Consider the following 13,463-nt stretch of genomic DNA (forward strand, 5'->3'; position numbering starts at 1 on the left):
GGCGTACTTGTCGGGGGTTCAGCGGCGTTTTCTGCGGGGTCGGCTGACCAAGCAAAAGGCAAGGTTTGACCCCGAAGGTTTGAACCCGAAGGTCGCGAAGGTCTCGCGTTCTACTTCATCTCGCGGACGGTCCGGACGACAGGGTCTCGCGGATGCGCCGCACGTCGCGCACATACTCCAGCATGGCCGTCATGGCATCGGCGAACAGGTAGGCCGCGAACAGGACCAAACCACCCGCGAACAACCCGGCGAGGGGCCAGAGGATCGCCGTCAGGAGGGCCAGTCCCCAGCTCGCCGGTTCCACCAGCTCGGCTTCAAGGCCGAACGCGGCCACCGCGGTGCCCGCAAAGGGCTCCACCGCCGTCAGGGAGATGACCGACAACGCCAGCGCGAGCAGCACGAAGGCAATCGCCAGCAGCTCGCCGACCAGCCGTGTGCAGACGACAACGCAGGTGATGGCGGGATAGTCCCGCGTCTCCAGCGCGCCCAGTGCGCGGGCCCTTCGCCACAGGAGCACGACCCAGGCCAGCACCGCAACGGCAAAGAGGGCCTGCAGCAACACCAGGGATGCGACCGGCCAGGGCACCTGCGGCGTTTCCTGTGCCAGCGTCCAGAGCGTCACCGATGTCAGTAGCCCGACCAGGCCCGTCAGGACCGCGATACCGCGCAGCCCCCATCCCGCCAGCCGCTGCAGGGGGAGTGCGCCCTCGGTCCCGCCGGTTGTCTCGTCGTTCACGGCCGTCTCCATGTCGTTCGCATACGGCCACACGATAGTGCCCGAAAACCGGCCCCGTCAGGTCGCGGGAGAGCGCCCGGGTCAGTCTTTCTTGCCGAGCAGGTCGGCGAAGCCGTGGTTAACGTCCCGGTGGCCTGCCTCATCGGCGCGTACCGCGCGGATCACGTCGGACAGGCGGGCATCTTCCGGAAGGTTCCAGTACTGGATTGCGCGTGCCGGCGCGGCGACGTTATCGAGCCCGCCGGACTCCACTTCCTCCAGGTACTCGGTGTAGCTGACGACCGCTTCCTCTTCAAAGTAGCCTACGATCCGGTGCGCCGTGCGCGACGAGATGATGTAGATCATAAAGAACAACGTGTAGAAGAAGCCCTGCGCCAGGATGATCAGGAAGCGCTCCAGCCAGTTGGGCGAGGTGATCTCAATGAAGGTGAGCAGGTGCATGCGCTCGTTCTCGGCCTCGTCCATCAGCGTGCGGATCCAGCCGTGGTCATCCTCCATGCGCCGCAGCGAGCGCAGGTGCTGCAGCGTGGCGCCCACCATGCCGGGGACGCCCGCAACCGTCTCCAGGACCACGGCGCGGTGTCCGTAGCGCCGGGCAAAGAAGGTGTCGGCGAAGAATCGCATCAGCGAGGTAAAGCCCCGTGCGACGCGGTCGGAGAAATCACGGGGTTCGTGGTGGCGGCTCAGGTCGATATCGCGGTCGTTCGGCATGCTGCCCCTAACGCTGATCAGTGCGCCGTTTCAGGCGGCAGGTATCCATGGAGCATAGAACCCGCCGTCTGAAATGTCGTGGGGCCGCTTCACAGAGCGTGAAACCCCATGCATGACAGAAGCCCGGACCGGGTTTCTGATGTCCAATGTCGAGGTTGTGGATCGGGCGGTGCAATCGGGGGAACCGGGAGCCGAGAAGGCGGCCTCAGAGAGAGGCGAACATCAAAGGAGAACGCATGGCGAACGAAACGAGCAAGCCGCAGCTGGAGATCAGCGTGAACGCGGCGCGCGAACTGGTCGATATCGGCCTGGCCGTGTTGCTGGATATCCGTCAGCCCTTCGAACTGGAGCTGGAAGGCGCGGTAGAAGGTGCCGTCCCTGTGCCCCTGTTCCGCCTGAAGCAGTTGCTGGGTCGCGAGCTGTCCGAGGAGGAACAGGAACTGCTGGATGCGGACGAGCCGGACGAGCGGGATTTCCAGCACTTCATCTCCCTGATCAACCGCCACCACGTCACCCAGGACCAGATCCTGCTGTGCCTGTGCAACAGCGGCCGCCGCAGCCTGCGTGCCGCAGAGCTCCTGCGGGACCTCGGGTATGCACGCTGCCTTTCCGTCCGGGAAGGTTTCCGCGGCTGGACCAGCAAGGGAGACACATGATCCATGGGCATGTTCGCCAGTGCTGATCGCGGATATGGGCTATCTAAGGAGGTGAGTGGGGGCGACTTCGCCTCAATGGTCACCGTTTCGGGCCCTGACCCGGGGCCGACCCCGTCATGACCGTCAATGGGCGCCGGCCGGGTGATTCTACGGAGGGGCGCTGCCATGCTTCGACTGCCGGCCGTTCCGTTTGCCCACCAATCCTGGTGCCGACTGCACATCGTCGCGCTTGTCGGGTTGGCTCTGCTTGTCGGAAGCCCTCTACTGGCGCATGCGGATGGCGCCGAAGACTGGCTGGCCGCCATTGCCGAATCACCGCTGGGCGAGCCGATTGCCGTTACCTCCACTGTGCAGGGCGGCGTCGTCGAGGGGGCGGTGCACGCCCGGCTGCCGTATTCGTTTGCGCTGGTGGCCAGTGAGCTGGAAGCGCTTTCGGCGTGGTGCGAAATCACCGTCCTGCACATCAACATCAAGAGCTGCGTCTACCGCGAGGGGGCGGATGCCTTGCTGCACCTGTACGTGGGCCGTGCGCGTTACGAGCAGGCGGAGTATGCAGAGCGTGTGGAGCTCGTCAGGCGGTCGGCCCAGATGGGTGAGGACTGGCTGCTGATCGAGCTGGAGGGCGATCGTGGGCCCTACGGAACCCGGGATTACTCCATCGTCGTCCACGTCGTTCCGCACGACACGGGGACCCTCGTCAACCTCGAGTATTCGTTGCGCTTCGGGGTGATTGCCCGGCTGGCCGCGCTCGTCTACCTCGCCACCGGGGGACGCGAGCGGGTGGGTTTCACCGTGGTCGGTTACGAAAACGGCGAGCCACAATACATCGGCGGCCTGGAAGGCATGATCGAGCGCACCGTCATGCGTTTCTATCTTGCACTGCAGGCCTGGCTCGACGTCCGCGACCGGCCGGCTCAGGAGCTCCTTTTGGCCCGCCTGGAACGCTGGTTCGACCTGACCGACGAATACCCGCGCCAGCTACGCGAGCTGGACCGCGAGACCTACCTCGAGCAGAAGCAACGCGAGTACGCGAACCAGCAGAGGCTGCAGGATGCCCCACCGCCCCGCCGGCGCATCCTGCCCCTGGACTGACGGGCTATCCGAATCTCCCTGTCCTTGCAGCTCGGACAGGAGGCGGGTGTCGTGTTCTTCCGTCTTCGGCCGCATGGCGGTGTGGGTCAGGGGTGCTCCGGTGCGTTGGTGTATTCCTGGCGGGGGCGGTCGAGTTCGAGCAGTTCCAGGCGGTGGTTGCCGGTCGGATGGGGTCCCGAGGGGCCCTGGACGAGGAGGGCGAGGCCGTCGTCGATGCCGTGCTCGGTGAGCCACTGGCGCGCGAAGTCGTTCCAGTCGGCGCGGTCCTCGGCGACATCCACGGGGTGGACACCGTAGGAAAACTGCAGGCCCTGGGCGGTGGCCGGGTTCGGGGTGAAGGCGGCGATCCAGCAGGGCAGGCGCAGTCGCGCGATGCGCCGGGCGGTGGCGCCACTGGCCGTAGGCGCCAGGGTGACCCGTGGCAGGCGCCGCTGCGCGGTGTGCAGTACGCTGCGCGCGATGAGGTCGACGGCTCGGTCAAGACCTGCCTCGTCAGGGTCGTCCGGGCCGTCGGCGCCGATGCCGCCGTCGCGTTCCGGTTCGATGGAGCGGGCAATGGCCGCCAGCATCGCCACGGCCTCCACCGGGTACAGCCCCATCGCCGACTCGGCGGAAAGCATCACGCAGTCGGTGCCGCCGAGGATGGCGTTGGCGACGTCGGTGGCCTCGGCGCGGGTAGGGCGGCGCGAGGCGACCATGGACTCCAGCATCTGGGTGGCGGTGATCACCGGGCGGTTGTGCTGGTTGGCGCGTCGGGTGATGCGCCGCTGGGCGAGGGCAATGCGCGCGATCGGGATCTCCACTCCGAGATCCCCGCGTGCCACCATGATGCCGTCGGCGGCTTCGAGGATGCTGTCGAGCTGCTCCAGCGCGGCGGCGCGCTCGATCTTGGCGATGATGAAGGGGGCGTAGTCCAGTGCTTCTGCCGCCTTGCGCACCGCAAGGATGTCGTCGCCGTCGACCACGAAGCTCTGGCTGACCGCATCCACGCCGTGTTCCGCTGCAAACCGCAGCCATTGGTGGTCTTCCGTGGTGAAGGCGCGGATGCCGAGATCGATGCCCGGCAGATTCAGGCCCTTGCGCGAGCGCAGTTCGCCGCCGGTATGCACGCGGCAGATCACTTCTCTGCGCTCGACCGTCACCACCTCCAGCTCGATGAAGCCATCGTTCAGGAACAGGGCATCGCCCGGCTGCACCGCCTCCGGCAGGCTCGCGAACGACACGCTGACCCGCGAGGCATCGCCAATGCAGTCCTCGGTAGTCAGGGTGATGGTCTGGTCGGGGTGCAGTTCGATCGGCTCTTCCGCCAGTTCGCCGATACGCATCTTCGGACCGGGAAGGTCACCGAGGATCGCGACGCGGGTGCCGGTCGCATGCGCGGCGTCGCGGATGCGACCGATCAACTCGGCATGGTAGGCGGCATCGCCGTGCGAGAAGTTCAGCCGAGCTACATCGAGCCCGGCCAGCATCATGTGCCGCAGCGTCTCTGGTGAATCGGACGCGGGCCCAATGGTGGCAACGATCTTGGTCTTCTGCGTGGGAAACGGCATGGGCGGGTTATTCATCCGGGCGGTGTCTTAGGAGGGTAGACCGTCCGCGGGTACCTGTCGCCGTGCCCGTGGCGTGTCCATGTGCGGCCGCTGGAATTGTTAGACGACCCTCAGTGCGATGCGTCCGCTTTAATCGTGGCGTAACCCTGCCGGGGGAGTGATAGCGGCTCGTTGGGTCGAACGTTCGGACCATCGGAACAACATGGGTGTCCTCTTCTTCCTGGTCCTGGAGCAAGAAGGATGAGCGAGATAACAGCACAACCCATCGAGCGGTTTCGTTTATTCGTTCATGTCTTCGCGCTTTGAGCGCTCCTCCTGACGTCGCTTGCGAATGGTGCTGGACTTTATGAATGGCAGGAGTTTCAGCAGCCCCGTAACAAGGCGTGAACGATAGTACTCGACGCGTACGATGAAGCGGACAGCCCAGTGTTCCTTACCCAGCTTTTCCTTGGCCTCTGTCATCGCGGCACTGCTGCCGGCATTGCGGACGCTGGCCAGGCGGAACAGTTCAATCTGTCGGAGCAGGGCCGTGTGTCGCAGCAGCGGCAGGGGGCGGAGAAGTCGGATCAGGCGAGTGGATTTGAGTATCTCGTGAAGCAGTGGAAACGAGAAGATGATAATCAACACCGACAGCCAGTTTTCTTTGGTCGTCTTCCAGCGGTCATGCGAGATGGCCATGTAAAAAGCATACTCGACCACGAACACTGCCCAGATCAGCCAATCGGCGACCGTGATCAGGGGGTGTTCCACGTCTAACCAGTAAGTGATCGTCAGCGGTGCGGTCAGTATGGCGGCAATGATGACGGCAGCGGTCAGGTAATTGCTGAGCGATTCTTCAAGCGCCGATTCAAGCTTCAGTCGCACCGGCTCCCTCCCGCTACCCTGAGTGGCCGCCTTCCAGCGCACGAATGGCAATGGATAACGTCAGGCCAGGGATTCGTGCCTTTGCATGGCGCGTTCGTCATCAACACCGACTGTTCGCCACCATAGGCCGAGGTCAGGCTGGCGTCGGTACGGTGCCAAACAGAACGGTTTTGCGGCTCTTTGCGGCGGAAAATCCGGCCTTTTCCAGCAGGGCGAGCGCCGCGGCTGACGCCAGGAGCCCGTACCGCTGGGGTCGGTGAAGGCCGGCTGCAAGAAGATGGGGATCTCTTCTTCCGGCTGAGGGGGTACCACTAGCTCCGCCATGATCGGAAGGAGGGGCAACAGGCAAGGTCGACCCCATGCCATGCGCGCACCCAATAGCGTGACGCACTTGACTGAGACCGGCGCCGTAACGTGGAGCCCTTCTGATTCGGTTTCTCTACAATACCCGGCATCACACCCTTCCGGATCAACCCATGCAGCTGGAACAACGCGCCCGTTCCTTCGCCATTGCCGCGCATGCGCGCGTCGAGCACGTCTGCCGGTATACCGGCGAGCCCTATATCGTGCATCCGGCGCGGGTTGTGGAACTGCTGCGTTCGGTGCAGCACACCGAGTGCATGCGGGCGGCCGTCTGGCTGCAGGACACCATTCGGGATACCGGGGTCAAACCCGAGACCCTGGAGCGGCTGTTTGGTGCGGAGGTCGCAGAAATGGTGGTGATGATCAGCGACGTGAGTCATCCGGAGGACGGCAACCGTGCCCAGCGCAAGGCGATCGACCGGGCGCATCTGGCGCGGGCGACGGCCCCGGCCAAGACCGTGAAACTGGCCCAGCTGATCGATCTGGCCTGTACCGTATTCATGCATGATCGTGCCTTCACCCCGGTGTTTGTTCGCGAGAAGGCGGCCTGGCTGGAGGTGCTGGAGGGCGGCGACCCGTTGCTCTGGCGCCAGTTGCGGGATCTGACACCGGCCATGCACCCGGAAATGGCGGACAAGGACGCCGACTGGCGTCGAAACTGCCCCTTCGCACGGCGCTCTCCCCTGCGCCGGTACGATGTCGCAGTGGGGCGTGGTATTCGGGAAGGATCCAGCAACCAGGACACGGCTGCGGCCGGGTGAAGCGACAGTCCGAACCGCGCAGGAACAGGAACCGGTCCCCATTATCGCGGTCGGCGGCGGATTGGTTCTAGCGCGAGTCTTACACCGTCCCCAGCAGCGTTGGCCTCACTCGCCGGGGACACTCGCGGTGCTCGTGCCGAACGGGTGATGGACTAACTAACTGGAGGCTCGGCCTTGCGCGCCTCGGGAAGTAAGGGGTCAGACCTGGTCTTTTTCTCTGCCTTCACCACAGGGGCAAAAGGCAAGGTGTGACCCCATGCCATAGCGGGAGATGCCGCATTGCCGTCTGTCTGCGAGCAAGTTGGCCATTTTCGTCCCTGAAATTGTCCGTTTAAGGCCATCTGTGGGCCTGGAAACCGCTATAACCGAAAGTATTTCAGGCTCTTGTCGTGGTCCGACCCCGTCGCGCTTGTCAGCCCTTTTCCGGATCGGCTTCATCCGGGTGTTGCGGTGTCCGCTCGTCGGCGCGAAGTATGTTGACCACCATGAACCGCAGCCGGCTCCGCAGGAGGGAGACCTCGGCGGTCCCGTTCCGTTGGAGCCCCAGCAAACGTGCGGCAAGCGGCGACAGGATGGATATCTTCGCCTGTTCGGGTCTCGCGTCTTCCGGCTCGCAGAGTTCGACGACAAACGTCTCCTCGGTTTGCAGATCCAGTAGTTGTACCCGGGAGCCTACTCTGGCGATGGGCTCCCCGTGGGTTGCTGCCGCTTGGCTTCCATCGTCGAGCTTCTCGAGAAGGCAGGCGAGTTCCATCGGGGTGCCGATAGCTCCGCAGTAGTCCTTCCGGATCCATTGATGGGTTCGGGTATCGGCGGCTGGCCGAAGGTAATACGGGTTGTTGCGCGCCACGGTCGCATCTCCTGATCAGAAACAAGAAGAAGGGGGTTGGCCGGGCGCACGAACGAGGAAACGGCGCCCGGCCTAAGCGAGAGTTCTCATGGCGTTTGGGACTCCAGACCGAGTATTGCGGGGGTTGTCGTTACGAAAGCCGGATGCTAGACAGCTCCCTCAACAAAGGCAAATCCGCACGAATAGAGGCAGTTATCGTGTGCGTATAAGAGTCCGGCGTTCCCGGCTCAGCAGGATGGTGCCTGTCCCTGTCCTTCTCGTTACGACCTTGCCGTGGCCTCATATCGCGAGGCGCAAGATGCCTGATCGGCGCGTGCACGCGCGCCTATCATGTGATGGGCGGACCGAAGGGTTCGGTCTTGCGCGTCTCGGCCTCCGCGCGTTGCTCCGGGGTGAGTTGCTGGTGGATGTAGTCGCGCGCCTCGGCCGCCGGCTTGTGGCCCTGATCGGCGGCGCGCGCGAACCAGACCCAGGCGGCGACATAGTCGACCTCCACACCATGGCCGTCGGCCAGCACGATGCCCAGGTTGTACTGCGCCGGGGCCAGGCCCTGCCGGGCAGAGGCTTCATACCAGCGCGCCGCCGCCGACTGGTCCCGGGGTACCCCCAGGCCTCGATCCAGCAGGACCCCAAGATTGGCCTGGGCCTGGGGGTGGCCCGCTTCGGCCGCCGCCCGATACCAGTGAGCGGCAGCTTCCATGTCTTCCTTTGTGCCCTTGCCATCGCGGCAGAGATTCCCCAGTTTCGCCGCGGCGTCGGGGTCCCCGGCCTCGGCCGCCTGCTGATACCAGCGGACAGCGGCGGTCAGGTCCGCGTCCACTCCATCGCCCTGTTCCAGGGCGAGGGCGAGGTTGAAGGCCGCGTCGCGGTGTCCCGCGTTGGCCGCCTGGGCGTAATACCCGACGGCGGCCGTTCGATCCCGCTGGCAGCCGCTGCCCTGCTGGTGGGCGACCCCAAGGCTGTTTAGGGCATCGGGGTCGCCGCGTTCCGCGGAGCGTTTCCACCACTGGACGGCCTCGGTGGCGGCGGCGTCGCCGCCCTGGTTGAGCAGCAGAACCGCCAGATTGTTCTGTGCCGCGACGTGTCCTGACTCGGCCGCGCGGCGATACCAATGCCGGGCCATCTCGGTATCCGCCGGCTCTGCCTTCTCGGCCATCACGCCCAGGTTGAAGCTGGCATCGCTCAGTCCTTGTTCCGCAGCCTGAGTCCAGTATTCGCGTGCACGCGCCGGGTCCGCCTCCAGCCCCAGTCCCTCCGCGTAGAGGATTCCCATGCCGAGCTGCGCCCAGGCCGAGCCACCATCGGCGCGGGCCTCCCAGATATTCCGGGCGGCCCGGTAGTCGCCCCGTTCGAAGGCGAAAAAACCGTCGCGGTCGGCGCCGCCCGGACTGTCGGGGGGCAAGGGATTGGCAGATGAGGTGGGCGTGTCCATGGCTGATGCGCTCGGTGGCAGGTGACAGCCCGAGGATACAGGCCCGGATGCCTACCGCAAGACACAGCACGGAACATCGTCGGGGTTACACGGCTTGCCCCCTATTCGCCCGGCCGAGCCAGCCGGTCATGGCCCGTCTCCAGCCCGGACCTTGGCTCTTGAGGAGGCTTTACAGGCCACGATCCGGCAGCGACCGCTCGATGCTCAGTACCTTGTCGAGGCCCGAATCGGCAATGCGTGGCTGACCCCGCTAGCCCGTGCAACTTTTTAGGGCGGCCAAATCCACAGGATCAGCGGCACGGCAGTCACGATGACGATCAGCGACAGTGGCAGGCCCATGCGCCAGTAGTCGCGGAATTCGTAGCCACCGGGGGCCATGACCAGGGTGTTCGACTGGTGCCCGATCGGCGTCAGGAAGGCGCAGGACGCGCCCACGGCGACCGCCATCAGAAACGGATCCGGGGCGGCCTCCATCGACCGGGCCAGCGCGATCCCCACTGGCGCCGCCAGCACTGCCGCGGCGGCGTTGTTGACCACGTTCGACAGCAGCATGACCACGGCCATCAGCAGCGCGAGCATCCATGCGGGCGAGGCGGCCGCGCCCAGTGCGAACAGCCCATCCGCGATCAACTGCGATCCGCCGGTTGTTTCCAGTGCCTGTCCCACCGGCAACAAGGCCGCCAGCAGCACAATCACCGGCCATTCGATCCCGCGGTACACCTCGCTCGGACCGATCAGTCCCACCAGCACCATGGCTACAGCTGCCCCGACTAGCGCCGGCGCTGCCGGCACCCAGCCCAGGGCCACCAGTCCCAGGGCCAGGGCAAACAGGCTGGTGGCCAGGATGACCTTGCGCGGCCGGGCAATGCGCAGCCCGCGAGACGCCAACGGCAGACAGCCGAGCTCGCCCAGCGCATCGGGTAACTCCTCTTCGCTCCCCTGTACCAGCAGGATGTCACCGGCCCGGAAGCGCACCTGATCCAGCCGCTCGCGCAGCCGGACCCCCTGACGTGCAACCGCGAGTACGTTCAGTGCGTAGCGCTGGCGCAGTTCCAGGGCGCTGGCAGTGGCACCGACCAGGCGCGAAGTGGGTGTGACGATGGCCTCCTCCAGTGCCAGTTCGCCCATGGGGCTATCGCGGCCCTCTCCGCGGCCCTTTTGCGCGTCTTGTTCCTGTGCCTCTTCGAGCCTTGCCTCCAGCTCCATTCCCGTCACGTCCAGTAACGTCTTCAGGCTGTCGGGGTCCGCCTCGACCAGCAGGATGTCGCCCGCGCGCAGTACTTCATAGATGGCCGGCATCGGCTCGCGGCGTTCTCCGCGCACCAGACCGACCACCACCACCTCGGCCTCACCCTGCAGTTCGCGCATCAGCTCGAAGACGGTGTGCCCCACATAGCGATTCTCCTCGGTGACCCGCACCTCGGTCAGATAGGCGCTGATCTCGAACAGCTCGCCGGTCGCGGCCGGGCGTTCCCGCTGGGGTGTCAGGCGCCAGCCGATCAAGGCGATGAAGATCACGCCGACCGCGGTGACGCCCAATCCCACCGGCATGAAGTCGAACATCGCGAACGGCGCGCCCGTGATCTCCGCGCGGTACCCTGCGATGATGATGTTCGGTGGCGTGCCGATCATCGTCAGCATCCCGCCAAGCAATGACCCGAATGCCAGTGGCATCAGCAGGAAAGAGGGTGACCGGCCGCTCTGGCGCGCCATCCACACGGCCACCGGCATCAACAGGGCCAAAGCGCCCACGTTGTTCATGAACCCCGAGGCCAGGGCGACAATCACGGTCAGCGCGGTGACCTGCACCCAGGGGCGTTCCCCCACCCGGGTGAGTTGCCGCGCCACTGCGTCCACCACGCCCGCATTCAGCAGCCCTCGGCTCAGTACCAGGACCGCCGCGACCGTAATCACCGCCGGATGACCGAATCCGGAGAACATCTCGCCGAACGGGACCAGCCCCAGGAACGCCGCAGTCAGTAGCGCTGCAATGGCGACGATGTCGTAACGCCAGCGGTTCCACACGAACAACGCGAGGGTTGCCGTCAACACCCCAAAGATCATCCACTGCTCGGTCGTCACACCCGGATCCCTGGCTACTGTCTGCAATCAATGTAAGGCCTTCATACCCCGATTGCATCGTTCATGGCGGTCGGCAAGCGCTTGTTCTTCTAGCCCGGCAGTTGGCTCTTTAAGGCGTCCTGGAGGCTTCGGCCTAGCTGCTAGGCTTCAATGTTCAGTGCCTTACCGAGGTCCGACCCGTTTTTCCCACCGCTCGGAGGACTTTAGGAAGCAGCTTGAATGGGACAGCGCCGGCGGTGAATTGATTGACCGCCCCCGCGACATACAGGTCGGGCTCCGGGGCGTGAAAAAGCCAGGTTCCGGTCGACCCTGTGTGTCCTACGGCCTGCGGAACCGGCCTGAAAGGGGTGAAGTAACGGGGAAGCCGGAAGCGCAAGAAAGTGGGGTCAGACCTTGCCTTTTGCCCCTTGCCACCGTTTCAGAGAACTAGAGCTGGAAACTATGCCCTTCTGATCAGTGCCTTTTAGAGGTCCGACGCCGCAAGGTGTTTAGGTGGGCTCGATCGGCTACTGAGCGGTTGGTTGCCCCTGGTCGGATTGGTCATCGAACCGCATCTTCTGGACCTTGCCCAGCTTCACGTTTTTGCGCGCGCACCAGAGATCGTGCTGGTCTTGCATGGCCAGCCAGCTTTCCGGAGAACGTCCGAGCGTCTTGGATAGACGCAGTGCCATCTCGGGACTCACCCCGCTGCGACCCAGAAGGACACGCCCGAGCGTGGAGGGCGAGACATCGAGCTTGTCCGCCAACTGCCGGGCGCTCAGGGCGTACGGTTCAAGATAGACCTCGCGAATGAACTCGCCCGGGTGCGGAGGGTTGTGCATGGTCATCAGTGGTAATCCTCGTAGTCCAGGACGTGGACATTGCCGTCACGGTGTTCGAAGGTCAGGCGCCAGTTGCCGCTGACCCGGATGGTCCAGCGTCCTTGCTCGGAACCCTTGAGTGGGTGCAAGTGGAAGCCGGGGATATCCAGGTCTTCGATTGTGTAAGCGGTATCAAGGGCCGACAGCAGCATCCTCAGCCGCTTCGCGTGCCGAGGTTGTATGCCGGTGACGCTCCCCGACTCGTAGAAACGGCGCAGTCCCTTGTGCCGAAACGACTTGATCATGTCGCGAGTATAGCGTATCGCGCAATACGCAACATCCGAGCCCCTGGTTACAGGCTGTGAAAGCCTTTCACGGCCTGTTTCTAGCGCGGAAATTGGCAGTTTAACGCGGTATGGGGCCCTTGGTTTGGCCCTTACCGCTCTATGTTCAGTGCATTACCGACGTCCGACTCGGTAATGTTCTGGACTTCCTCGTTCTTCGTTTCTCAGTTCCTCGCACCGCACGGTGCCGCCGGTAATTCGCCTTCCAGAGTTCGCTGCCATGCCGTGGCAACTTCCTGAGAACTGAATATCCCATGTAAGTTTCCACTAGGAATTGGCGTCCATATTGTTGCCCTCGAAAACTGGCGACCAATGACAACGATGCGGGTCATCTTCCCGCTGTTTGCTTTCGTGAACGTCTCAAAACTTGTGGCACCAAGTTCTGTCAACTTGACGTAAACCGGCCAGCCCCTATCTGTCTTTTCCCCTGCCACTGATTTCTGCACATAGGGCGAGCACAGATGAAACTCTAGATCAGTGTCTGCTACCACAATGGCAGGAGTAACCAGCAACAGAACAGGCATCCATTTCAGCATGACGATTTCCTAAGGCCGCGCTCAGCCGGGGAAGGCCGCGTCTCGGCCTGATGCCGTCTGGAGCGACGTGTTAGAGCGTTTTCGTAGCATGGGAAGGTCGAGTGTGCTGTGACGCGGTTCCCCAACCCCGGACCCTATGGGGTACGGAATCCGCTTGCCGGCCTCGGCATATCCCCTGCGGGTGTAGTACTGGACAAGTTCCCGACGCACAGACACGACTACCAACACGAACTCCTCTACCCCCGGCGCAGCGCTCGCCCATGCCTCTGCGCGCAAGAGAAGCGAGTTACCTATTCCCTTAGCCTGCATTCCTGGCGCGACCGCACGCGTGCCGATATACGCCTCCCTTCCATTAACGTCAACCTGAACGCAGCCGACAGTTCGCGCACCATCCAAGGCGAGCATAATCCTTGATAGCCCCACTGCCTCCCCGATCTCCATCGGATTGGTTCTCTGGCCTCCAACCAAAATCGATTCGTGAGTCCAACCCCCGTCTCCGGTGCTGGGCCGATATGCGGCATTGACAAGTCGAGCGATGTCCTCCACATCGTCTGGTGTCGCCGTCCGATACACCAGATCGACCATTACCTTCTCCGCAGCTTTAACAGTGATTAGGTAGCGCGCACAGATATTGGTTGAACGTGCGCGCGATATATCCCGGATGAGTGTGGTGGTCAAGTGATTTC

General features: G+C 63.9%; 14 protein-coding genes. 3 read left to right on the plus strand and 11 right to left on the minus strand.

What is annotated here, in order from left to right; genetic code table 11:
* Positions 1-115 precede the first annotated feature (115 nt).
* Together B0684_RS11315 and B0684_RS11320 are read right to left on the minus strand one after the other, a co-directional pair.
* Complete coding sequence (locus tag B0684_RS11315) at positions 116-748, minus strand: hypothetical protein (protein WP_018650391.1); 633 nt, start codon at positions 746-748, stop codon at positions 116-118.
* A gap of 69 nt (positions 749-817) precedes the next feature.
* Positions 818-1,447 carry an alternative oxidase gene (locus B0684_RS11320; protein ID WP_018169342.1) on the minus strand — a complete coding sequence of 210 codons (630 nt, stop codon included), beginning with the start codon at positions 1,445-1,447 and terminating at the stop codon, positions 818-820.
* 236 nt (positions 1,448-1,683) lie between these two features.
* On the opposite strand from B0684_RS11320, the gene B0684_RS11325 reads away from it, so the two are divergent.
* Positions 1,684-2,103 (plus strand): rhodanese-like domain-containing protein, encoded by a 420-nt coding sequence (locus B0684_RS11325; RefSeq protein WP_018146175.1) that lies wholly within the window; start codon positions 1,684-1,686, stop codon positions 2,101-2,103.
* A 165-nt stretch (positions 2,104-2,268) separates the two neighbouring features.
* On the plus strand, positions 2,269-3,195 hold the full coding sequence (locus B0684_RS11330) for a hypothetical protein (RefSeq protein WP_018169343.1): 927 nt from the start codon (positions 2,269-2,271) through the stop codon (positions 3,193-3,195).
* Positions 3,196-3,281: 86 nt separating this feature from the next.
* Here B0684_RS11330 and pyk read toward each other — a convergent pair whose 3' ends face one another.
* A complete protein-coding gene (gene pyk, locus B0684_RS11335; RefSeq protein ID WP_018176431.1) occupies positions 3,282-4,745 on the minus strand; it encodes a pyruvate kinase in 1,464 nt (487 codons plus the stop codon).
* Positions 4,746-5,024: 279 nt separating this feature from the next.
* On the minus strand, positions 5,025-5,609 hold the full coding sequence (locus B0684_RS11340) for an ion transporter (RefSeq protein ID WP_018176430.1): 585 nt from the start codon (positions 5,607-5,609) through the stop codon (positions 5,025-5,027).
* 476 nt (positions 5,610-6,085) lie between these two features.
* Here B0684_RS11340 and B0684_RS11345 point away from each other — a divergent pair, with 476 nt between their 5' ends.
* Complete coding sequence (locus B0684_RS11345) at positions 6,086-6,733, plus strand: HD domain-containing protein (protein WP_018176429.1); 648 nt, start codon at positions 6,086-6,088, stop codon at positions 6,731-6,733.
* Positions 6,734-7,145: 412 nt separating this feature from the next.
* Here B0684_RS11345 and B0684_RS11350 read toward each other — a convergent pair whose 3' ends face one another.
* The 7 genes from B0684_RS11350 to B0684_RS11375 form a co-directional block, all read right to left on the minus strand.
* Positions 7,146-7,583, minus strand: coding sequence for a GreA/GreB family elongation factor (locus tag B0684_RS11350; RefSeq protein ID WP_026313081.1), 438 nt, complete (start codon positions 7,581-7,583; stop codon positions 7,146-7,148).
* Between the two features lie 328 nt (positions 7,584-7,911).
* Positions 7,912-9,015: an SEL1-like repeat protein gene (locus tag B0684_RS11355; protein WP_018176427.1), complete on the minus strand. Its 1,104-nt coding sequence runs from the start codon at positions 9,013-9,015 to the stop codon at positions 7,912-7,914.
* A gap of 267 nt (positions 9,016-9,282) precedes the next feature.
* The gene (locus tag B0684_RS11360) at positions 9,283-11,079 is read right to left on the minus strand and encodes an SLC13 family permease (RefSeq protein ID WP_043690014.1); all 1,797 of its coding nucleotides are present in this window, start codon (positions 11,077-11,079) and stop codon (positions 9,283-9,285) included.
* 524 nt (positions 11,080-11,603) lie between these two features.
* Positions 11,604-11,924, minus strand: a complete 321-nt coding sequence (locus B0684_RS11365; protein WP_018176425.1) for a HigA family addiction module antitoxin — start codon at positions 11,922-11,924, stop codon at positions 11,604-11,606.
* The gene (locus B0684_RS11370; protein ID WP_026304793.1) at positions 11,924-12,202 is read right to left on the minus strand and encodes a type II toxin-antitoxin system RelE/ParE family toxin; all 279 of its coding nucleotides are present in this window, start codon (positions 12,200-12,202) and stop codon (positions 11,924-11,926) included. The genes B0684_RS11365 and B0684_RS11370 overlap by 1 nt, the downstream gene beginning before the upstream one ends.
* Before the next feature lie 203 nt (positions 12,203-12,405).
* On the minus strand, positions 12,406-12,777 hold the full coding sequence (locus tag B0684_RS13775; RefSeq protein ID WP_143592464.1) for a SecDF P1 head subdomain-containing protein: 372 nt from the start codon (positions 12,775-12,777) through the stop codon (positions 12,406-12,408).
* 21 nt (positions 12,778-12,798) lie between these two features.
* Positions 12,799-13,463, minus strand: a 665-nt coding sequence (locus tag B0684_RS11375) for a GNAT family N-acetyltransferase (RefSeq protein WP_233123444.1), incomplete at its 5' end; no start/stop codon positions are given.

The sequence above is a fragment of the Thioalkalivibrio versutus genome, from assembly GCF_001999325.1.
GTDB lineage: Bacteria > Pseudomonadota > Gammaproteobacteria > Ectothiorhodospirales > Ectothiorhodospiraceae > Thioalkalivibrio > Thioalkalivibrio versutus.